16 protein-coding genes are annotated in these 21186 nt (G+C 71.1%); 8 read left to right on the top strand and 8 right to left on the bottom strand.

Translation table 11 applies throughout. The features are described from left to right. The first annotated feature begins 28 nt into the window (after nucleotides 1-28). The 3 genes from SSOG_RS40210 to SSOG_RS40200 are packed head-to-tail and all read left to right on the top strand — an operon-like array spanning nucleotide 29 to nucleotide 2921. Nucleotides 29-691, top strand: coding sequence for a vWA domain-containing protein (locus SSOG_RS40210; RefSeq protein WP_039942557.1), 663 nt, complete (start codon nucleotides 29-31; stop codon nucleotides 689-691). Then, on the top strand, nucleotides 685-1590 hold the full coding sequence (locus SSOG_RS40205; RefSeq protein ID WP_009720059.1) for a protein phosphatase 2C domain-containing protein: 906 nt from the start codon (nucleotides 685-687) through the stop codon (nucleotides 1588-1590). Before SSOG_RS40210 ends, SSOG_RS40205 begins: the two co-directional genes overlap by 7 nt. Further along, on the top strand, nucleotides 1587-2921 hold the full coding sequence (locus SSOG_RS40200; protein ID WP_009720058.1) for a serine/threonine protein kinase: 1335 nt from the start codon (nucleotides 1587-1589) through the stop codon (nucleotides 2919-2921). The genes SSOG_RS40205 and SSOG_RS40200 overlap by 4 nt, the downstream gene beginning before the upstream one ends. A 37-nt stretch (nucleotides 2922-2958) precedes the next feature. Here the strand turns inward: SSOG_RS40200 and SSOG_RS40195 are convergent, their stop codons facing one another. The 5 genes from SSOG_RS40195 to SSOG_RS40175 all read right to left on the bottom strand — a co-directional run bounded on the left by SSOG_RS40195 (nucleotide 2959) and on the right by SSOG_RS40175 (nucleotide 9236). Then, on the bottom strand, nucleotides 2959-3288 hold the full coding sequence (locus SSOG_RS40195; RefSeq protein ID WP_039939858.1) for a hypothetical protein: 330 nt from the start codon (nucleotides 3286-3288) through the stop codon (nucleotides 2959-2961). Nucleotides 3289-3371: 83 nt separating this feature from the next. Then, a complete protein-coding gene (locus SSOG_RS40190) occupies nucleotides 3372-4745 on the bottom strand; it encodes a hypothetical protein (RefSeq protein WP_245606486.1) in 1374 nt (457 codons plus the stop codon). Between the two features lie 290 nt (nucleotides 4746-5035). Next, complete coding sequence (amaB, locus tag SSOG_RS40185; RefSeq protein ID WP_009720055.1) at nucleotides 5036-6565, bottom strand: L-piperidine-6-carboxylate dehydrogenase; 1530 nt, start codon at nucleotides 6563-6565, stop codon at nucleotides 5036-5038. Nucleotides 6566-6594: 29 nt separating this feature from the next. Then, nucleotides 6595-7998, bottom strand: a complete 1404-nt coding sequence (gene hglS / locus SSOG_RS40180; RefSeq protein WP_009720054.1) for a 2-oxoadipate dioxygenase/decarboxylase — start codon at nucleotides 7996-7998, stop codon at nucleotides 6595-6597. Nucleotides 7999-8042: 44 nt separating this feature from the next. Beyond that, on the bottom strand, nucleotides 8043-9236 hold the full coding sequence (locus SSOG_RS40175; RefSeq protein WP_009720053.1) for an NAD(P)/FAD-dependent oxidoreductase: 1194 nt from the start codon (nucleotides 9234-9236) through the stop codon (nucleotides 8043-8045). Between the two features lie 172 nt (nucleotides 9237-9408). Here SSOG_RS40175 and SSOG_RS40170 point away from each other — a divergent pair, with 172 nt between their 5' ends. Together SSOG_RS40170 and SSOG_RS40165 are read left to right on the top strand one after the other, a co-directional pair. Further along, nucleotides 9409-10323, top strand: a complete 915-nt coding sequence (locus SSOG_RS40170; protein ID WP_009720052.1) for a LysR substrate-binding domain-containing protein — start codon at nucleotides 9409-9411, stop codon at nucleotides 10321-10323. Nucleotides 10324-10470: 147 nt separating this feature from the next. Further along, complete coding sequence (locus SSOG_RS40165) at nucleotides 10471-11616, top strand: Glu/Leu/Phe/Val family dehydrogenase (protein WP_009720051.1); 1146 nt, start codon at nucleotides 10471-10473, stop codon at nucleotides 11614-11616. Nucleotides 11617-11620: 4 nt separating this feature from the next. Here SSOG_RS40165 and SSOG_RS40160 read toward each other — a convergent pair whose 3' ends face one another. Continuing rightward, nucleotides 11621-13414 carry an FAD-binding dehydrogenase gene (locus SSOG_RS40160; RefSeq protein ID WP_039939853.1) on the bottom strand — a complete coding sequence of 598 codons (1794 nt, stop codon included), beginning with the start codon at nucleotides 13412-13414 and terminating at the stop codon, nucleotides 11621-11623. Nucleotides 13415-13619: 205 nt separating this feature from the next. Between SSOG_RS40160 and SSOG_RS40155 the strand changes: the two genes are divergently transcribed. From SSOG_RS40155 to SSOG_RS40145, 3 genes are all read left to right on the top strand, one after another. Continuing rightward, nucleotides 13620-14780 carry a PucR family transcriptional regulator gene (locus SSOG_RS40155; protein WP_039939851.1) on the top strand — a complete coding sequence of 387 codons (1161 nt, stop codon included), beginning with the start codon at nucleotides 13620-13622 and terminating at the stop codon, nucleotides 14778-14780. 339 nt (nucleotides 14781-15119) lie between these two features. Then, complete coding sequence (locus SSOG_RS40150) at nucleotides 15120-15761, top strand: YceI family protein (protein ID WP_009720048.1); 642 nt, start codon at nucleotides 15120-15122, stop codon at nucleotides 15759-15761. 121 nt (nucleotides 15762-15882) lie between these two features. After that, the gene (locus SSOG_RS40145; RefSeq protein WP_009720047.1) at nucleotides 15883-17775 is read left to right on the top strand and encodes a phosphatase PAP2 family protein; all 1893 of its coding nucleotides are present in this window, start codon (nucleotides 15883-15885) and stop codon (nucleotides 17773-17775) included. Between the two features lie 10 nt (nucleotides 17776-17785). Here the strand turns inward: SSOG_RS40145 and SSOG_RS40140 are convergent, their stop codons facing one another. After that, entirely contained in the window at nucleotides 17786-19120 is a 1335-nt protein-coding gene (locus SSOG_RS40140; protein ID WP_245606484.1) for an NAD-binding protein, read from the bottom strand. A gap of 90 nt (nucleotides 19121-19210) precedes the next feature. Further along, nucleotides 19211-21109 (bottom strand): glycoside hydrolase family 9 protein, encoded by a 1899-nt coding sequence (locus SSOG_RS40135; protein WP_009720045.1) that lies wholly within the window; start codon nucleotides 21107-21109, stop codon nucleotides 19211-19213. Nucleotides 21110-21186 lie beyond the last annotated feature (77 nt).

Raw genomic sequence — 21186 nt, 5'->3', positions numbered from 1 at the left:
CGACGTGAGTGACATCCCCGGCGGGCCGATGGCCAACCGGCCGGTCCACTTCATCTGGCTGCTGGACTGCTCGTACTCCATGCAGGGCGAGAAGATCGCACGGCTCAACTACGCCATCCGGGAGGCGATCCCGGAGATGCGCTCCGTGGCGCACGACAATCCCGCGGCGCAGCTGCTGCTCCGTACGCTCACCTTCTCCACCACGGCCCAGTGGCATCACAAGAACCCCGTCCCCGTGGACGACTTCACCTGGCAGGACGTACAGGTGGACGGGATGACCAACCTCGGCGAGGCGCTGGATCTGGTGTCGCGCGAACTTCAGACCCCGCCGATGCCGCAACGCGCGCTGAAGCCGGTGCTGGCGCTGGTCTCCGACGGTGTGCCGACGGACGACTGGAAGGCCGGGCTGAAGGCCATCGACGCCACGCCCTGGGGCCGGAAGGCAGTGCGGGTGGCCATCGCCATCGGCGAGGACGCCGACCGGAACGTGTTGCAGGAGTTCCTCGGCAACCCGGAGCTGCGGCCGCTGGACGCCAACAGCCCCAAGCAGCTCGCGGCCGCGATCCGCTGGGCGTCGACCGCCGCGGTGAAGGCGGCCTCACAGCCGGTCGCGGCGTCCTCCGACACCCTGTCCAAGCCGCTGCCGTACGCTCCGCCGGTGCTGGACGACGACGATGACGACGTGTGGTGAACCAGCCCTACCCGCTGCACTGGGAAACACTCAGCGCATCCGCCCGCGGTGCCAACAAGCAGCGTAATCAGGACTGGTACACGGCCGAGGGGTGCGGTACCCAGGCGGATCCTCTGGTCCTCGCGGTAGCCGACGGACACGGCTCGGCACGGCATGCCCGCAGCGATGTCGGGGCTCGGCGCGCGGTGGACCTCTTCGCCGCTCACGCCCGGGAGTTCGCGGCCTTCACGAACGTGGACGGCCTCGGAGGAACGCGCAGTCTCAGCTGGCTGATGAACTATGCCCGCGATGTGATGCCGCGCCGACTGGTCTCCGAGTGGCAGCGCAATGTGCTGGGACACTGGCAGCGCCAATATGAGCTGGACGAGGGCTCTTCAGGGGCCGTAACCGCGCCGCCCACCGACGGACAGAAGCTGCTGCTGTACGGGGCCACGCTGATCGGCGCCGTGCTGACCCCACGGCTGTTCGCGGCCTGGCAGCTCGGCGACGGGGAACTCACCGTCATCGAGCACGACAGCAGGGTGGAGCAGCCGCTCGCTCCGGCAGAGGCGGAGATCGGCGACGAGACGGAGTCGCTGTGCAGCCATGAGGCATGGCGTCTGGTACGGATGCACTGGGCGCCCATCGTGGAACGGGACCGCATGCCGCGGCTCATCGCACTGTCCACGGACGGTCTGTCCAAGAGCTTCGCGGCCGACGAGGGCTTCGTCGAGTTCATGACCGGACTCGACACCCGGTGTTCGGAAGGGGGGCTGGAGAGCGTACAGACCGTGTTGCCCGAGTGGCTGGCCAAGGCCGCGCAGTATTCGGGCGACGACACCACCATGGCGGCCGGCCGACGGCCGGAGCAGGACACAGAGTCGGCACACGCCGGACGACAGACAACGGAGAGACAATGAGCGGCATGCTCGACACCGGTGCCCGCCTCACCGCAGACGGCGGCGAAGAGCTCCACATCACCGGCCTTCTCGGAGCCGGCGGTCAGGGCGAGGTATATCGCGTAGCCACGGCTGTCGGTGACAAGGCGCTCAAGTGGTACTACCCGAGTTGCGCGACGCAGGCGCAGGAGGAGATCGTCCAGGAGCTGGTCGCCCGGGACTTCGACGACGACCGGTTCCTGTGGCCGTCGGCGTTCGTGCGGGGCACACGGCAGGACGCCTTCGGCTATCTGATGGACATCCGTCCGGACCGCTTCAAGGGGCTGCCCGCGCTGTTCAGAAGGCAGCTGCGGACCACGCCGCGCGCCCTGCTGACCGCGGGGCTCTACATGGTGGAGGCGTACCAGGCGCTGCACTCCCGGGGCATCGCCTACCGGGACATCTCCTGGGGGAACATCTTCTTCGACCCCACCACCGGTGACGTCCTGGTATGCGACAACGACAACGCGGTGGTGGAGGGCGACGCCAGCGGAATCTCCGGGACCATGGAGTTCATGGCACCGGAGCTGGTGCGCGGGGAATCTGGCGCCAGGCCCGGCACACAGACTGATCTGCACTCCCTTTCGGTACTGCTGTTCATGCTGCTCATGAACCACCACCCGCTGAAGGGCAGTCAGGAGCTGGCGATCCGCTGTCTGGACGAGGCGGCGGAGCGGAAGTTGTACGGCAGGCAGCCGCTGTTCGTCTTCGACCCGCAGGACAGCTCGAACGCACCCGACCCGGTCGAGCAATCCACCGTCCTGCACACCTGGGGCGCCGCTCCCGACGCGCTGAAGGACCTGTTCACGCACAATTTCACCACCGGTCTGCGGGATCCGGCGGCCCGGGTGCGGGAGTCCCAGTGGCGGGACGCACTGCGGGCAGTGCTGGACTCGGTCGTGGACTGTGCGCACTGCGGGCGGCAGAACATGCCCCAGCCCGAGGAGACCACCGCGGGGGCCTGCTGGTCGTGCGGAAAGGACCTGGTGCTGCCACCCCGGCTGGTACTCACCACTCCCCCGCCGCGCGCCGAGCGCCATGTCCGGCTACGTCGCGGCGCCCGGGTACACGCCCACCATCTGGTGCCCGAGCCCACGCGGCACGACTACAGCGACGCCACGTGTGTCGCCGAGCTCGTCGAACATCCGCAGAAACCGGGTAAGTTCGGCCTCGTCAACCGTTCCGCAACGGCGTGGACGGGGACGCGTTCGGACGGTACGACCCAGCACATCGAGCCCGGCCAGACCGTTCCGCTCCGCTCCGGGATGGAGCTTGACCTCGACGGTGCCCAGGCCGTCGTAGAGCCGAAGTAGCGCGGCCGGGGAGCCGCCGTGGCTCCCCGGCCCCGGTTCACACTCCGATGACCCGCCCCAGCTCCTGGGCGAGGGCCAGCCCTCCGCTGCCGGTGGTGAGCCCCAGCGAGATCATTTCCAGCGCCTTCCGGACCCGCCCCTGGTCGGCGGGGCGCTGCTCCTGCTCGGCCTGCAACAGCTCACCGCGCACCACCTCCGCCTGCTCGGCGAGCGACGGCTGACCTTCGGTGCGCAGTTGACGGATGAGCTCGGTCGCCAAGTGCAGCGCCTCGGCCGGACTCGCGCCGTGGTGATGGACCTCGATCTTGCCACCGTCACCGAAATTGCTCGGGCCCGAGATGTCACCGTGGAAATTGAACGTGCTCATCAGTACTCCTGGTCGTGGACATGAACCGCACATCATCTCGTGACGTGCTGTCGGTACGCCGCACCGGGCAGCGCCAGCCGGGGTCAGGGGCCTCCACCGACGTGCCCGGCCGCACCTCCGGGGGCCCCTGACGGCTGGCCCTGACCGTAAGATGCGGCGATCTGCCCGTTGTTGCCGAAGTTGCTGGGACCGGTGACATCTCCGGAGAAATTGTATGTCTGGGTATTGATGACTTGCTGGGCCTGGTCGAAGGAGCTGGTATCGACATTGTGGTCCTTGAGGAACCGCTCGGTCGCGATCAACACACCCTGCTGGAGGCGGTGAAGGAAGTCCTGGGAGTCCATGCGGTCGGAGTGACCCAACTGGTTCCAGGAAGCGACGCGTTCGCGCACGCTGTCAACGGCCCCGTAGTCGTGGATGGCATGCCGCTTGGTGATCTCCCTGCGCCACTTCTCCAGCTCACGCGCCCTGCGGTTCCGAGCCGCACCACGCCGGTGGTTACGGCCGAGAGCACCGCGCAACGCCGGCCAAACCTGCCCGGTCGCGAACCGCAGCAGGCTCCACCAGCGTTCGAGGCCGTCGATCGGCAAACGGTCCACGACGCTGTAGACCGCGCTCACCGGGGGAATCCCGTACGCCGCGACCTCCCACGACAGGCTGGGGCTCTGCAGTCGGGCCCGCAGATGCATCGACACGATGACCCGTCCGCCGTCGCCGACCCGCTCCAGACTCAGATACGTGCGCATTCCGGCGCCCGGATTCAGCAGTCCCGCCCGCACCAGTTGCTTGGGGATCTGGACACGCGGCCTGCCCAACGGGTCGGGCAGCAGGTCCGGGCCGAGGTGCTGGACATGATTGCCCATGACGTACAGCCGGTTCCTCGCCCGCAGCCCTTCGAGCCCGGCGATGTTCGCCATTTCCTTCGCGACGTAGGTGTGCAGGTCCACCGCGTCGAAGGGCTTGATGGCCAGCTTGCCGCCGCCCGGGGCTTCGGCCGGCCGGCTGACGTCGATGGGCTGCCAGACCACTTCCTTGATCTTGTCGCCGCTGCCCACGAAGGGGTTGGTACGTTCGGCACTCGCGGTGTACGGCACGACGTTGGTCTTCTTCATTTCCAGCAGCCGGGCTTCGGCCTCGGGCGGGGCCGGCGGCGCGAGATCCTCGGCTTTCCCCCCTGCCCGGAACACCTCCTGCGCGGCGCTCCGGGCCTGGCTCTCCGCGGCGTACACCAGCCACCACGCGGCAGCGATGACGACGAGCGCCGCGCCGCCACCCGCCACCGCGGCGACGGACGACCCGTCGACGGATCCGTACAGTGCGACCACCACCGCTGCCCACAAGCCGACGAAGAGCCAGCCGAGCCGACGGTCCCGCGCCTCCATACGCCGGGCGCCCATCCGGGCGTGCCGTACGAGCGCCACCAGGTTGACCCCGAGCGGCAGCCCGATCGCGGTCATCCGGTCCCCGCTCAGCTCCTCACCCACCTGGCGCGCGAAGCGCTCGTCCAGATGCGCTGCGGCACACAGGCGCCGCGTCACCGCGTCGTTCCGGTACCTCGGCAACGCCGGTACCTGCCGTCTCGTCATTCGCCCTCCCCGAGGCTCCGCCCGTTTTCCACCCGTTGCATGGGCACGGCCCTGTCCCACGCGCTGCCGCGTGAGTGACGCTTCCGATACTGGTGGCAACCTTAGCCCGGTGCCTGCTCGTGGCGCTGGTCCGCGGGCCCGAGTTGGGGGAGGGCGTGGCGTCAGAGGAAGCTGACGTTCTGGGCGAGGGCCAACTGGCTGGAGTAATTGATGGTGTTGGTGGCCGGGCGCATGTAGGCGCGCCAGGAGTCGGAGCCGGACTCGCGGCCGCCGCCGGTTTCCTTCTCGCCGCCGAAGGCGCCGCCGATCTCGGCGCCGGAGGTGCCGATGTTGACGTTGGCGATGCCGCAGTCGGAGCCCTCGGCGGAGAGGAAGAGTTCGGCTTCCTGCTGGTCGCGGGTGAAGATGCTGGACGACAGGCCCTGCGGGACGTCGTTGTGCAGGGCGATGGCCTCCTCGAGGGTGTCGTACGTCAGGACGTAGAGGATCGGGGCGAAGGTCTCCTCCCGGACGACCTCGCTCTGTTCGTCCACGCGGACGATGACGGGTTCGGCGTAGGCGGCCCGCGGGAGCGCCTCGGCCAGGCGACGGTTGCCGCCCGCCAGGACCTTGCCGCCCTCGGCCTGGACGCGGGTGAGGGCGCTCTGCATGCCGTCGAGGGCCGCGGGGGAGATGAGCGGGCCGACGAGGGTGTCCTCGTCGAAGGGGTTGCCGATGGGGAGCTTGTTGTAGGCGGCGGTGAGCCGGGCGATGAGGGTGTCGGCGATGTCGCGGTGGACGATGAGGCGGCGCAGCGTCGTACAGCGCTGCCCGGCGGTGCCGGCCGCGGCGAACACGATGCCCTGGACGGCGAGGTCGAGGTCGGCGGAGGGCGCGACGATCGCGGCGTTGTTGCCGCCGAGTTCGAGCAGGCTGCGGCCGAAGCGGGCGGCGACGCGGGGGCCGACCTCGCGGCCCATGCGGGTGGAGCCGGTGGCGCTGACGAGGGCGACGCGGGGGTCGTCCACGAGCTTCTCGCCGACGGCACGGTCTCCGAGCAGCAGCCGGTGGACGTCGCGGGGCGCGCCGACGTCCTCGGCGGCCTGGGCGAGGAGCCGGTCGCAGGCCAGGGAGATCAGCGGGGTGAGGTCGGAGGGCTTCCAGATCACGGTGTCACCGCAGGCCAGGGCGACGGCAGTGTTCCAGGACCAGACGGCGGCGGGGAAGTTGAACGCGGAGATGACGCCGACCACGCCGAGCGGATGCCAGGTTTCGGCGAGCCGGTGGCCGGGGCGTTCGGAGGCGATGGTGCGGCCGTAGAGCTGGCGGGAGAGGCCGACGGCGAAGTCACAGATGTCGATCATTTCCTGGACCTCGCCCAGCGCCTCGGAGCGGATCTTGCCCGCCTCGATGGTGATGAGGTCGCCCAGGTCGCTCTTGTGGTCGCGCAGCAACTCGCCCAGGCGGCGCACGAGTTCACCGCGCCGGGGGGCGGGGGTGGTGCGCCAGGTGAGGAAGGCCGCGCGGGAGGCGGCGATGGCCTCCTCGGTGTCGGCCGGGGTGGCTGCGGCCAGCTCGAAGAGAGGGTCGCCGGTGATCGGGGTGCGCGCGGTGAGGCCGCCGCCCTCCGGGACGGTCACGCCGACGCGCTCCAGGGCGGTGCGGGCCCGGCCGCGCAGGTCCTCGGTGGTGGGAAGGGCGGTGCTGGTCATAGTTGCTCCCTCGGAGAGTGTGGGCTGTTTCAGCCGAGCGCGCCGTCGAGTTGCAGCTCGCGGGCGGCCCGGGCGATGGAGTCGTTCTGCTGCCGCTCGTAGAGGGCGAAGGGGTCGAGGACGTCGCGGCCGATGGCGCCGGACAGCCAGGCGCTGTCGTAGGCGGTGCCCGCGTGGTCGTTGTTGCGTGCGCCCTCGCCGGTGAGGTTGGACTGGAAGATGCCGGCCGCGGAGCGGGGCAGGAAGTCCTCGTAGACGATGGGTTCGGCGCGCAGCCAGCCCCGGTCCACCAGCTCGCCGATGTCGGCGGGCGGACGGCTGCCGTCCCGTGGCCGGTCGGGCACCACGTGGTAGGTGAAGTAGGCCAATTCCTCCTCGGCGAGGCGCCGTTCGGTGGCGGGGAGGTGTTCCGCCCACAGCGCACGGGCGAGGTCACCGCGGTCCGCGTCGGGGCGGGCGGCGGCCTCCTGGTCGATCCGGGTCAGCAGCCGGTCGTAGAGGGCGCGGCCCTCGCGGGTGAGGGCGATGCCGCGCGCCTCGACCTCGCCGAACCGCACCCGCAGGGCCCCGCTGGTCACCTCGCCTTCGGCGGTGCGCATGGCCCGGGGTTCGGCGAGGGCGCGGAAGGACGTCTGGCGCAGCAGCACATCGGGGCCGTCCCAGTGCGGGGGGCCCTGGATGGTGTCGATCATCTCGATGCCGCGGTCGGTCATGCGCCGGTACAGCTCGTCGATGTCCAGCACGCGGGGGGTGAGGTGGTTGATGTGGGTGCTGCGGACGCCGCCGATGTCGGCGGCGACGGCGGAGACCCGCTCCAGCGTCGCGTACCAGCCCTGGTCGATCGGCTCGGTGGACAGCTCGAAGGCGCGTACGGCCAGCTGGAGGAAGTGTTCGGCCTCCGCCTCGGGCAGTTCGCCCTCGGCTTCGGTCCGGTCGGCGAGGGCGAGCAGCTCCGGGGGGAACAGCTCGCGCCCGGCGAGGAAGGTTTCCAGGCGGGCGCGCAGATCGTCGTCGAAGAACCGCGGGTCGGCGGGGGTGAGCATGGAGGTGAAGACGCGGAACGGGTTCCGCGCCAGCTCCTCGCCGTCGGTGGGGCGGAAGGCGGTGGAGATGACGGGCACCGCGCTGGCGGCGGCCTCGCGCAGGTCGTAGAAGCCGGTCGGGCGCATGCCGAGGGCGCCGAAGACGCGCGCGACCTGGCTCATCTCCTGGGGGGTGCCGACCCGGATCGCGCCGTGGCGCTCGGCGGTGACCCGGCTGATGGAGCCCAGCCGCTCGGCGTCGGCGCCCCGGGCGCGCAGCACGTCGTCGTTGACCTCGCGGGAGACGTCCACGAGGGTGGTGTAGGCGGGGACCTCCCGCCCGTACATGTCCGAGAGCCGGGCGGCGAACGCGGCGCGCAGCTGCCACTGGCTGAGTGTCCGGCTGGTCATCGAGAGTGCTGCCTTTCGGTTGGCGGTCCACACCAGTTGGCGGTTCACACCACATGCGCTTCGGGACGCGTTGCGGCCCCGGTCATGAAGCGGTCGGCGCTGAACGGTGTGACATCGACGAACGGTGTGCGGTCCAGGTACAGGTCACGGACGATCTCACCGACCGCCGGGGCCTGGAGGAAGCCATGCCCGGAAAACCCGGTCGCGTAAAGGAAGTTCCCGAGTTCGCCGGAACGGCCGATCAGGGCGTTGTGGTCCGGAGTGATCTCGTAGAGCCCGGCCCAGCCGTCGGCCGTCTCCATATCGGCCAGGGCCGGGGCCTGGCGCCGTGCGGCGGCGCGGAACAGCTCCAGCCACTCCGGGGTCCAGGTGGTGTCGTAGCCGTCTGCCTGGCCGGGGTCGGCGAGGCCGAACAGCAGCCCGTCGTCGCTGTTGTGGAAGTAGGCCGTGGACGCGAAGTCGATCGTGAAGGGGATGCGCGGGGCGGGCGGGGTGAGCGGGGCGGTGAAGGCCACCTGACGGCGCACCGGGCGCACCGGGAGGTGGACGCCCAGCATGTCCCCGATCTGCGCCGACCAGGCGCCCGCGGTGCAGATGACGGTGGCGCAGGAGATCGGCCCGCGGTCGGTGTGCACGGTGGTGATCCGGTCGCCCGCGGTGTCGATGGCGGTGACGGCGGTGTGCGTGGCGAACGTGACACCCGCCCGGGACGCGGCGCGCGCGTAGCCGTCGATGACCAGACCGGGGCGGGCGTGGCCGTCGGTGGGCGAGTGGACGGCGGCCACGAGCCCTTCGGTGCTGACGTAGGGGCACAACCGTTGTGCCTCCTTCGGGCCGATCATGCGGCTCGGCACGTCGAGGGCGTTCTGGGTCCTGACGCACGCCTCGAAGTCCGTGGCCTGCTGCTCGCTGGTGAGCAGGAAGAGGTAGCCGACGCTGTCGAGCCGGATGTCGGCGCCGGGACGGTGCGGGAAGTCCTGGTAGGCGCGCAGGCTCCTGCTCCCCAGCTGGATGTTGAGCGGGTCGGAGAACTGGGCGCGGACGCCGCCGATGGGCTTGCCGGAGCTGCCGCAGCCCAGCTCGCCGCGTTCGACGACGACGATGTTCGCCACTCCGGCCTCGGCCAGGTGGAACGCGGCGCTGGTGCCCATGACCCCGCCGCCGATGATCACGACGTCGGCGGCGGGCGGAACGGTGTGGAAGGAGGACGAGGAGGGCGAAGAGGGCGAGGAGGACAAGTGGCCGGTCCCTTCCCGAGGCGGGCGCCGGGCCAGAAGGATCTCCGGTGCGGCGCGCCGCGGCTGTCGCAGTGCAGGACGATGCCGATCAGCTATCTGCCGGTCATCGTGCAGCACCCCGACCGTTGACGTCTATGAACAGTTATTGCTCGTGATCTATTAGGGTTCCTATATGGACTGGACGAGTGCCCAGCTACGTTCCCTCGTCGAACTGACCCGGCGCGGCACCATCACCGCGGTCGCGGAGTCCCTGGGATATACCCCCGGCGGGGTCTCGCAGCAGATCGCGGCGCTGGAGAAGGCCACCGGTATGGAGCTGCTGCGGCGGACCGGGCGCAGAGTGGAGCTGACCGACGCGGGGATGACGCTGGCCCGGCACGCCGAGCGGATCCTGTCCACGGAGGCCGAGGCCGTCGAGGCGCTGGAGCGCACCCGCAACGACGCCTCGGGCACGCTGCTGGTCGGCCTGTTCGCCACGGCCGCCGCCGAGATCCTGCCCCCGGCCCTGCGCACGGCGCGCGAGGAGCATCCGGGGCTGACGGTCCACAGCCGTGACATGGACGTGGACGAGGTGTACGACGCGGTGGCCTCCGGGGCCGTGGATCTCGCGCTGGGCCTCGACTATCCGGACGTACCGATCCCGCGCGATCCGGCGCTGCGGGTGATGCGGCTGCACCGGGAGCGCTTCTCGCTCGCGGTGCCGACCGGTTCGATGGACCGCCGGGAGAGCGTCACCATGGCGCAGACCCGAGGTCTGGGGTGGATCCTGCCGTCCGCCGAGAGCTATTACGGGCGGGCCGTGCGCACCGCGTTCCGCCGGGCGGGCGTCGAACCCGAGGTGCTGCACGAGGTGACGGACACCGCGGCGACCCTGGCGCTGGTGGAGGCGGGGGTGGGGGTGAGCACGGTGACGGATCTGATGCTCAGGCTGCGGCCCTCGCGCTTCGATGTGGTGCGGCTGCGCGAGACGGTCGAGCGGCACATCGTCGTGGTCTTCCGCTGCGCCGCGGAGCGGCGGCCCACCGTGGTGGCGCTCGTCGACGTCCTGCGCGCCGTGGCGCAGACGGGGCTGGGCGGGTCGGCGTAGCCGCTCCTTCGGGAGCGGGTGAGCATAAGCGTTCCTTGCGCCCCGGTATCAATTCTGTCGTCCTGCTGACCCTTGTGGGGCGGGGCCACCGGCCACATCGTGAGGTGGACCACGGATCCACCGATCTACGGAGAAGGACAGACAGACGTGGCTGACGCACTCTCCCTCGTCGACGACTGGGGTCCCGAGAAGATCGTCGTCGTCTCCCAACGGCGCACCGGCATGAAGGGCGTGCTGGTCATCGACAACACGGCCCGGGGCATCGGCAAGGGCGGAACCCGGATGAGCCCCACGGTGACGGTCGGGGAAGTCGCCCGTCTGGCCCGCGTCATGACGTGGAAGTGGGCCGGTGTCGACCTCTTCTACGGCGGCGCCAAGGCGGGCATCGCCGCCGATCCCGCCTCCCGCGACAAGGAGGCGATCCTGCGCGCGTTCGCCCGCGCGCTGTCCAACGAGGTGCCCCGCGAGTACGTCATGGGGCTGGACATGGGGCTGACCGAGAGCGACGCCGCCATCATCCAGGACGAACTGGGGGACCGCGGCGCGGCCGTCGGCACCCCGGAACACCTGGGCGGCGTCGCCTACGACAAGCTCGGGGTCACGGGCTACGGTATCGCCGAGGCCACCGACGCCGCCGCGCAGCGCGGCGGGCTGTCCCTGTCCGGCTGCCGGGTGGCCATCCAGGGGTTCGGCGCGGTGGGCGCCGCCGCTGCGGCGCGGTTCGCCGAACTGGGCGCCACCGTCGTGGCCGTGTCCACGGCCCGCGGTGCGCTGCACGACCCCGGCGGGCTGGACGTACGCTCCCTGCTCGCCGCCCGCGAGGAGCACGGCGACGACTTCGTCGTCCGGCACGCCCAGGGCGAGGCGCTCGCCTCCGGCCAGGAACTCGCCGTCGACTGCGACATCCTGGTGCCCGCCGCCCTCCAGGACGTCATCGACGACCGTACGGCCCACCTGATCAAGGCCGGACTGGTGGTCGAGGGCGCCAATCTGCCCACCTCGCCGACGGCCCAGGAGATCCTCGCCGGGCGCGGCATCACCGTGCTGCCCGACTTCGTGGCCAACGCCGGCGGTGTCGTCGCCGCCGCGTTCGCCATGGACGCCCGCTACTCCGGCTTCCGGCCCGAGACCAGCACCATCTTCGAGACGATCTCCGGTCGGCTGCGCGCGAACGCGGTCACCGTCCTGGACGAGGCCGAGCGCCGTGGCACGACTCCGCACACGGCCGGGCGCGGACTGGCCGAGGAGCGCGTCCGCGCCGCCATGCGCAGCAAGGGGCGTCTGCCTGTGTGAAGGGTCAGGTCGCGGTGGCGTCCGCCGCGGCCCGCCCCGTCCGACGGCCCGAGAACAGGCAGCCGCCCAGGAATGTGCCTTCCAGGGAGCGGTATCCATGGACACCGCCGCCGCCGAATCCCGCGGCCTCCCCCGCCGCGTACAGCCCGGGGACCGGCTCGCCGGTGGCGCCCAGGACACGCCCTGACAGATCGGTCTGGAGGCCGCCGAGGGTCTTACGGGTGAGGATGTTGAGGCGTACGGCGATCAGCGGTCCGGCACCGGAGTCCATGATCTTGTGCGCCGAGGCGGTGCGGCTCAGGGTGTCCCCGGGGTAGGCGAGCGCGTTGCGGATGCCCATGACCTGGACGTCCTTGGTGTACGGGTTGTCGATCTCCCGGTCCCGCGCGTCGATCTGCCGCTTGAGGTCGGCCAGGTCGATGAGGTTGTCCCCGGTCAGCTTGTTCATCCCGCGGACCAGTTCGGGCAGCGTCGTCGCGACGACGAAGTCGACGCCGTTCTTCTTGAACTTCTCGATCGGCTCGGGGGTCTGCCAGATGCGCGAGAGGAGCTGGAGGATGTCCTTGTTGGTGAGGTCCGGGTTCTGCTCGGAGCCGGAGAGCGCGAACTCCTTCGCGATGATCTTCTGCGTGGTGACGAACCAGGAGTAGTCGTAGCCGGAGTCGGTGATCGTCTTCAGGGTGCTGAGGGTGTCGTAGCCGGGGAGGTCGGGGGCGGAGAAGCGCTTGCCCTTGGCGTCGAACCACATCGAGGACGGGCCCGGCAGGATCCGGATGCCGTGGTCGGCCCAGATCGGGTCGTAGTTCTTCAGGCCCTCGGTGTAGTGCCACATCCGGTCGGGGTTGACGATGCGTCCGCCCGCCTTCTCGGTGATGGCGAGCATGCGTCCGTCCACGTACGCCGGGACGCCGGTGATCATGCGCTTGGGCGGAGTGCCCAGGCGGGACGGCCAGTTCTGGCGTACGAGATCGTGGTTGGCGCCGATGCCGCCGGAGGTGACGACCACCACCGGGGCGCTCAGCTCGAAGTCGCCGACCACGGTGCGGGAGCTGGCCTTGCCGCGCTGGGCGTTGCTCGGCTCCAGGACCGCGCCGCGGACACCGGTCACGGTGCCGCCGGTCGTGACGATCTCGTCCACGCGGTGCCGGTGCTTGAACACCACCCGGCCGTCCGCCACCGCGGCCCGTACCTTCTTCTCGAACGGCTCGACCACGGCCGGTCCGGTGCCCCAGGTGACGTGGAAGCGGGGCACCGAGTTGCCGTGCCCGTCCGCGAGACCGCCGCCGCGCTCGGCCCAGCCGACGATCGGGAACCAGCGCACCCCGAGCCCATGGAGCCAGGACCGCTTCTCGCCGCCCGCGAAGTCGACGTACGCCTCGGCCCACTTGTGGGCCCAGTGGTCCTGGCCGCGCGGATCGTCCACGCCGCGGTCGAATCCGGCCGTGCCCAGCCAGTCCTGCCAGGCCAGTTCGTGGGAGTCCTTGATGCCCATCAGACGCTGCTCTTCGGAGTCCACGAAGAACAGCCCGCCGAAGGACCAGAACGCCTGCCCGCCCACATTGCTCTCCGGCTCCTGGTCCAGGAGCAGCACCTTGCGGCCCGCAGCCGCCAGTTCCGCCGTCGCGACCAGTCCGGCGAGCCCGTGGCCGACCACGATCGCGTCCGCGTCGTCCGCGGACGAGGCCCCGGCCGCGAAGGCGGGGACCGTCTGCTCGACGGCCGCTGCCGCGAGCACACCTCCGGCCACCGTCAGGGCGCGGCGCCGGGTGATCGACGTCGGGGATGCGGGGTTCTCCATGAGCGGCCCTCCCGGTGAAATGCGGACGGTGCGCGAGGCGTGGGGGCAGCGCGGACTGACGCGATGGCTGTCACCGCGACGGCCGCGCTGTTACCGTCGGTAGCGCACAGGAAATCAGGTCGGCACAGCGGCGCGGTAGTAGCTGGGCGCCAACGCGGTCACCGCTTCGTTGTGTCCCGGCGACAGCGCCAGAGAAGAGGGGCGCATGGCCGTCGTCCACGAGCGTGAGCCGGTCACCGAGATCCTGCGGGCCATGGCCCTCGACGCGGACGTGTGCGGCGAACTCGTGCGCGCGGCGCGCGCCCACTCCCCCGAGGTGGCCCGGCTGACCGAGGCGGAGACCCGCTCCCATGTCCTCGCGATGATCCGTGCGGCCGGGGCGTGGTTCAGCACCTTCGACCGGGTCGAGGAACAGGACTTCACCACCGCCCTGTTACTGGGCGCCGACCGGGCCGGTCAGGGCGTGCCGGTGACCGCCGTGCTGCGCGGTGTGCAGGCCGCGCTCACCCGGGCCGTGGAGATCAGCGTCGACCGCTGCCGTACGTCCGGGGTGCCCGACAGCGCGCTGCTCCCGGTGATCCTGCGGCTGAAGGAGTACGGCGACGCCATCGAGCGCCATGTCATCAACGGGTACCACGCGGCCGAGCGGGGACCGGAGCACGAGACGAGCGGGCTGCGCGGCAGGCTGCTGCGGCAGGTGCTGGTCGACGGAGTCGTCCCCCGCGCCGAGGAGTTGGCCAGGGCCGGAATCCCGGCCGAGGACGGCCACGGCCCGCACCACTGCCTCGTCGCCGAGGCCACCGGGCCCGGGCACGCCCAGCGCCTGATGCGCCGCCTCTCCGCGCTGCGCGGGGTGTCCGGACTGGTCGAGGGGCGGGTGGTGGGGCTGTGTCCCCGGCTGCCGCAGGACGGCGACCTGGAGGGCCTGATCGTGGCCTCTCCGGCGGCTCCCCTGGACCAGTTGCGCCCGCTGTACCGGCTCTGCGTCCGCGCCGTGGACCTCGGCGCGGCGGCGGGGCGGCACGGATGGTACGAACTCACCGACTTCGCCGCGGAGATCGCCGTGGCGGACCAGCCGCTGCTGGGCTCGCACCTGAGCGGCCGGCTCCTGGGCGGCCTCGACCCGTCGGACGCGTTTCACCGGCAGCTGGCGCTCACCGCGCTGACGTTCCTCGACAACGGCCGCCGCCTGGACCAGACCGCGGCGACCCTGTTCACCCACCCCAACACCATCCGCTACCGGCTCGGCCGGTTCCAGCAGATCACCGGCACCTCGCTGACCGACACCCGCCCCGACGGCCGCGGCGGACCGCTGGACACCCTGCACTGGTGGTGGGCCCTGACCACCTGGCTGGGCCGGGGATGACGGCACCCCCACACGATCCACCATGGCCGGACGGGATCGTGGAGATATTTTGAAGAAATCAAATGAAGGGTGACGGCGGGTAGCTCAAAGCTTAAGCATCGGTACCGGAATTCGGCGCGACGCCCGGTGCGCAAAGAGCGTTTCGTCCACTGATTCACCGTCATCCGACACTCCGGTGCGGCCGTTGACATGTGAAGACCCGGTGCCGGAGCCGCGACGACAAGGCCGGTCGTCGCGAGGGGAATTACGGGCCGGGCGGTAGGGTGACGTTCACAGTCCCGGGTCGGTTCCAGAACAGGACTTGCAGCGAAACTCACCCTTGCAGTAACTAGATGCCCCATGAAACTTTTTACTCGCAGCCTCTTGCCCCGTTCCACGGCGGCCCAGGACGCCCCGGCCGCCCCCGATCACGCCGCCGAGGCGACTCCCGGGCTGTCGGCCCTCACCGGGGAATGGATCATCGACGCGGCGCACAGCAGGATCGGTTTCTCGGTCCGGCACGCCATGGTGACCACGGTGCGCGGCGCGTTCACCGAATATGAGAGCCTCCTCTACTTCGACGGCCGAGACCCGTCCCGCTCCCGGGCCGAGATCGTGCTGTCCAGCGGCAGCGTCGACACCGGTGTCGAGCAGCGGGACGCCCATCTGATGAGCCGCGACTTCCTGGACGCCCGGGCCTACCCGCGCATCAGCTTCCGCAGCCGCGAGGTGGAGCTGGTGGGCCAGGACGTGTACCGCATGACCGGCGACCTCACCATGAGAGACGCCACCCGCCCGGTGGTCCTGGAGCTGACCTACATCGGCCATGTCACCGACCCCTTCGGCGACGAGCGCGTCGGCTTCGACGGCACCACCACCATCAACCGCTCCGACTGGGGCCTGACCTACAGCGCCAAACTGGCCCAGGGCGGGGCCATGGTGAGCGAGAAGGTCCGCCTCCAGTTCGACATCGCGGCCATCCGCAACCCCTCCGCGGGCTGACCCCGCGCCGCACACCCCACGACAACCGCCGCCTCCCGGCGCCCCGTGCCGCGGAGGCCCTCTACACTTCCGTCGCGTCAAGTCTTCAGCAAGCGCTTACGACGAGAATCGCGAGGGCAGCATGACGGCGCGTACCTCCCCCGGCCGGTCCGCGGGACCCACCCTGGACCGCAGGGGTTTCCTCCGGCGTTCCGCCGCGGTCCCGGCCGGCCTGATCACCGTCCCGACGGCGTTAGCCCTCCTGCCCGGCCCCCTGGCCCGGGCGGCGGAGAGGGCCGAGCAGACCCTCACGGCCTTCGTCGACGACTACCGGACCAACACCACCGACAACCTCACCCCCGAGACCAACGCGGCCCTCCGCATCCTCAGCGGTGTGCAGCGGCTCTGGCACACCGGCACGGCCTGGAACAACGGCACCCCGCTCGCGGCCGGTGTGCTGCGCGCCAACATGCGCTACTCGATCGCCCTCACCACGCGGCGCACCGACGCCCAGGCGCGGGAATCCTTCATCTACGACCGCCAGGACCAGAGTTACGCGGCCACCGGCGGCCTCGGCCCGCTCACCGAGGTCTACCGCACCGGCGCCAAGGCCGTCACCAGCATCACCAGCGCCCCGGACACCACCCCCGCCACCACGGTCAGCGACGACGTACCACCCGGCGCGCCCGCCGGTTCCGCCATCGGGGCCGGGGCCACCGACTCGGACCTGGGCGACGTCGTGCGGCTCGTGCGGACGCTGCGCGGCCCGTACGCGTCGGGCAACCCCGCCAAGTACGGCTACCAGTACCCGCGTCCCTGGCGGATGACGGAGCACAGCGAGGTCGTCGCCACCGGCGCCACGGACGCCTTCGGCTTCCCCGTCTACGCATCCGAGGTGGCCGTCACCCCGCAGTTGCTGCGTCAGCGCGGCAGCACACCGGCCGAGGACGGTGGTTTCCCGAGCGGTCACACCAACGCGCTGTACCTGGCCGGTCTCGCGCTGGCCTACGCCATACCCGAGCGGTTCCAGGAACTGCTGACCCATGCCTCCGCGGCCTCCCACACCCGGATCGTGTCCGGCATGCACTCCGCCCTCGATGTCGTCGGCGGCCGCATCCTGGCCACCGCGCTGGCCGCCGCGGCGCTGTACGACCCGGCCAACGCCGGGCTCAAGGCCGCCGCGCGGCGGCAGGCCGCCGATTACCTCCACTCCCGGACCGGCACCACGGCCGACACGCTCTGGGACTACGCGCACTCGGCGGGCACGGACACCGACCCGTACGCCGATCGCGCCGCCAACGCACGGGCGTTCACCCCGCGGCTGACCTACATCCTGCCCAGGGGCGGCGGACACCGCCAGATGACCGTGCCCAGGGGCGCCGAAGTGCTCATCGAGACCCGGCTGCCCTATCTCACCGCGCACCAGCGCCGGGAGGTGCTGCGCACCACCGCCCTCCCCTCCGGATACGCCCTGCTGGAGGGGCCCGAGCAGTGGGGGCGGCTCAACCTCTTCGCGGCGGCGGACGGTTACGGGGCCTTCGACCGCGACGTACGCGTGGAGATGGACGCGGACGACGGTGGCTTCAGCGCGGCCGACACCTGGCGCAACGACATCACCGGCGACGGCGGCCTGGTCAAACGGGGCACCGGCACCCTGACCCTCACCGGCCGCAACCGCTACGTCGGCGGCACCCGCGTCGAGGCGGGAACCCTGGTCGCGGGGTCGCCGGAAGCCCTGGGCGCGGGCGACGTCCGTGTGGCCTCCGGCGCCACGCTGGGGGTGGTTGCAGCCACCGGCGATGGCGGTACGCCCGCGCTCACGGTGGCCCGGTCCGCCGTGCTCGGCGACGGCAGCGTCCTGGACATCCGGCTGGACGGCCGCCACTCCCCCGCCCGGCACACCCGCATCAGGGTGCTGCACGCCCGCGGCGGGCTGCACGGCCGGTTCGCCGCCATCAGGGTCCGCGCTGAGGGGCACACGTACACCGCCGTGCCGTCGTACTCCCGGGACACGCTCACCGTACGGCTGGTGTGAACCGCTGAGGTCAGGGGTGGCCGCAGCGCTCCGGCTGCGGCCACGGCACGAACGCCCCGTCCCCGCCCTCCACCAGGAGCCGCTTGCCGTGGGCCAGCACACCGCGCGGCTGGAGCCCGGTCAGGCTCGCGGTGGTGTACGCGGCGCTCAGGCTGCCCAGATCGTGCACCAGACCGATCTTGAACAGCGAGCGGGTCTCCGCGATGGCCTCGTGGTCGCCCGCGCGCATCACCACGCGCAGCTCGGGCGCGACGGCCAGCGCCGCCACCGAGACGGCGATGTTGTCCAGGTCGTCGGACGCCACCGCGGCCATCGCCTGCGCCCGACCGAGGCGGAGCTTGCGCAGCACGAACTTGTCCTTGGCGTCGGCGACGACGACGGGCACCCCGAGCGCCCTGGCCAGCCGGAGGTTCGGGGCCGCCGGGTTCCGTTCGACCGCGATCACCCCGATGCCCAGGTCCTGGAGCTGGGTGCACAGCCGCAGCCCCACCTGTCCGAGCCCGACGACGACCACATGGCCGCCCCGGGGCAGGGCGCGCGGGCCCACGATGCCGACCCCCCGCGGGGCGAGCAGCCGGTCGACCACACCGGCCGTGAAGACCGCGGTGAAGACGATGGTGATGAGCATCGCGAGGCCGGAGAACATCAGATACGCGTGCGAGCCGTGCGCGAGCGCCGGGCCGACGGCCGATACGGTGCGCGCCGCCTCGAAGAACGCCTCGACGGGGGTGCGGTGGTGCAGGGCCACCAGCCAGACCCAGTCGGTCAGCAGTACGGCGAGCAGCCCGCCGAGGCCCATCAGCATGATCCGCGAACTGCCGTCATGAGGCCGCAGCTGCCCCCGGAACTTCCCCAGCCACGCCCGGTACCGCAGGGAACGCGGCGGCCGGTACGGCTGGAGGCGCACCGTGTCCCCGTCCCAGCGGGCGCCCGCGTGGCCCGAGGACGTCGTGGTGAGCGCGAGCAGATCGGGCTGGAGGCAGCCCGCCAGGAGGACCGGCGCGGCCACATCGGCCGGGGAGGTGACCTGGCAGTTCGGGACCACTCGCACCAGCTGGTCGGCCACGGTCCGGTCGAAGATCGTCACCACGAGGGTGACCTTGGGGTGGATGTGTTCCACCGCGAGCGCGTAGCGCAGGGACTCGGCGTCGTCCTCGAGCAGGATCGCGACACCCGCCACCTCGCGGTCCAGCGCCTGGCGCAGATCCTCGTCGGTGGGCTGGGCGAAGTGGCGCACCCGGTGTCCGGCCGCCCGCAGGGAGCCGCAGACCTTGCGCGCCACCTCGCCGCCGATCACGACGAAGTACCGCTCACCGAGCGTGTCGGGGGTGTGCACCTCCCGCATCCGGCTCCTCCTCGACGCGCTCGACCGTGGCGTATGCCCGCACACGGTAGGCCTGCGGGCATCGCGCCACCATGAACAGATGCCACACGGTCAGGGCCGCCGCTCAGACATATGCTCAACGTCGTCGAGGTAGGAGGACACCCAGGCCAGGGGCGCGTTCCAGTTGATGGTGATCTCGTTGGTGGAGAACGCCATGATGTCGTCGGTGTAGCACATCGCCGGGGCGCAGCCCTTCAGCTTCTTGGCCGAGACCGGGTCCTCCAGTCCGGAGTTCGGGCCACCGGCCAGCGAACCGCGGGCCGGGCTGGGCAGCTTGGCGTCGATCTGGTGCGCCCAGAAGCGGTGGTGCTGACGGTGGGAGTCCCGTTCGCCGTAGCCCGTGACATAGGACTGGTTGAGCGGATTGCCGCCCAGCAGATAGTCCATGCCGCGCCGCACCGCGTCGCGGTAGCGAGGCTCGCCGGTCAGGCCGTCCGCGGTGGCGAGCACGACCATGTTGTTCAGCACCTGGCTGTTGGAGCCCCACTCGTACTTTCCGCCCTTCGGCGCGTACGGAACGCCGTAGGCCGACTTCGCGGAGTCCGAGGCATAGCGGTCGGCGGCCTTCGTCACCGTCGCGCGCACGGCGGCGCGCTGCTCGCGGTCAAGCTTGCTGGGGACGGTGGCCAGGTCGAGCGCGCCGAGGCCCGCGGTCGCCGACCAGGACAGGGCGCCGCCGCGCGGGAAGAGCGCGTCGACGTCGCCGTGCAGCGGTGAGCGGAGGACGGCCGTGCGGTAGGTGTCCTCACCGGTGGTGAGGAACAGCTCGGCGGCGGCCCAGTAGAACTCGTCGCCGACGTGGCGGTCGCCGTACGCGCCGCCCCCGATGGAGTCCTTGTCGCTGGCGAACATCTTCGGATGCTTCTTGGCCGCGGCCCAGGCGGTGCGGGCCGTCTCCAGGCAGCGGGCGGCGTAGTCCGGGTCGTAGGGCTGGAAGAGGCGGGCGCACTGCGCGGCGGCGGCCGCCAGGTTGAGGGTGGCCGCGGTGGACGGCGGACGCAGCACCCGCGGCTGCTTGTCCTGGTCAGGGCGGGTCGGGAACCCGGTCCACTTCTTGTCGTGCATCTTGTGGAACGCCATTCCGGCGTACGGCTTGCCCTGGGGCACCTGCATGCGCATGAGGAAGTCCATCTCCCAGCGCGCCTCGTCGAGGATGTCCGGGACGCCGTTGCCGCGTTCGGGCACCCGCAGCTTGCCGTCACTCAGCGCGTCGCCGCTGGCACCCTGGGTGGTGCGGGTGCGCTCGTAGGCGGACATCAGCTGGGCGACGGAGATACCGCCGTTGACGACGTATTTGCCCTGGTCACCGGCGTCGTACCAGCCACCGGAGACATTCCGCCGGTAGTCGGAGCCGTGCCAGCGGAACGGGACGTCGGTGTCGCCACCGTGTGCGGCGGCCTTGTCATGGCCCGCGGGGCGGGCGTGCCGGGCGCCGACGAGATCCTTGTCGATCTTGATGCCGCTGCGGTTGTGGTAGAAGTACGCCAGCGAATCGTCGCGCAGCGCGCCGTAGAGGTGGTCACCGATGGTGAACGGCTCGCTCTTCTGCCCGCCGATGGTGATGGTGTAGCCCTCGCCCGCGTCGGTGACCTTGCTGAAGTCGAAGGTCTGGACGCGCTGCCGGGAGCTGGGGTCGACGCCGGCGGGGGTGGTGACGCCACCGGCCCGCTCGGTGCCGTCGGCCGCCTTGAGGGTCCACGTCAGGGGCCGGGTGGCGCCGGTCACGACGGTGCCCTTCTTGGGTCCGTGCGCCGGATAGCCGACCTGGTTCACCCGCACCGGCGAGCCGGTGTGGGCCTTGGGGCCGGGCTTCTCGGCACCCTGGGCGGTCCGGCCGTCCGCGGCCCCGGCGGCGGGCGCGGCCAGGGCGCCCAGCGCCAGACCGGCGGCGACGGCCGTGGCTATGGCCGCGCCCAGCGCGCGCGGGATTCGTTCGACGTGTTCAGCCATGCCCCAGAGCCTAGGAAGCGGGCCTGACCTGCGGCTTCGTACGCTTAGTCGAAATCTGGCTACGTATATCGAGGGAG

The sequence above is a fragment of the Streptomyces himastatinicus ATCC 53653 genome, assembly GCF_000158915.1.
GTDB lineage: Bacteria > Actinomycetota > Actinomycetes > Streptomycetales > Streptomycetaceae > Streptomyces > Streptomyces himastatinicus.
This window is presented reverse-complemented; position numbering and strand designations above follow the sequence as displayed.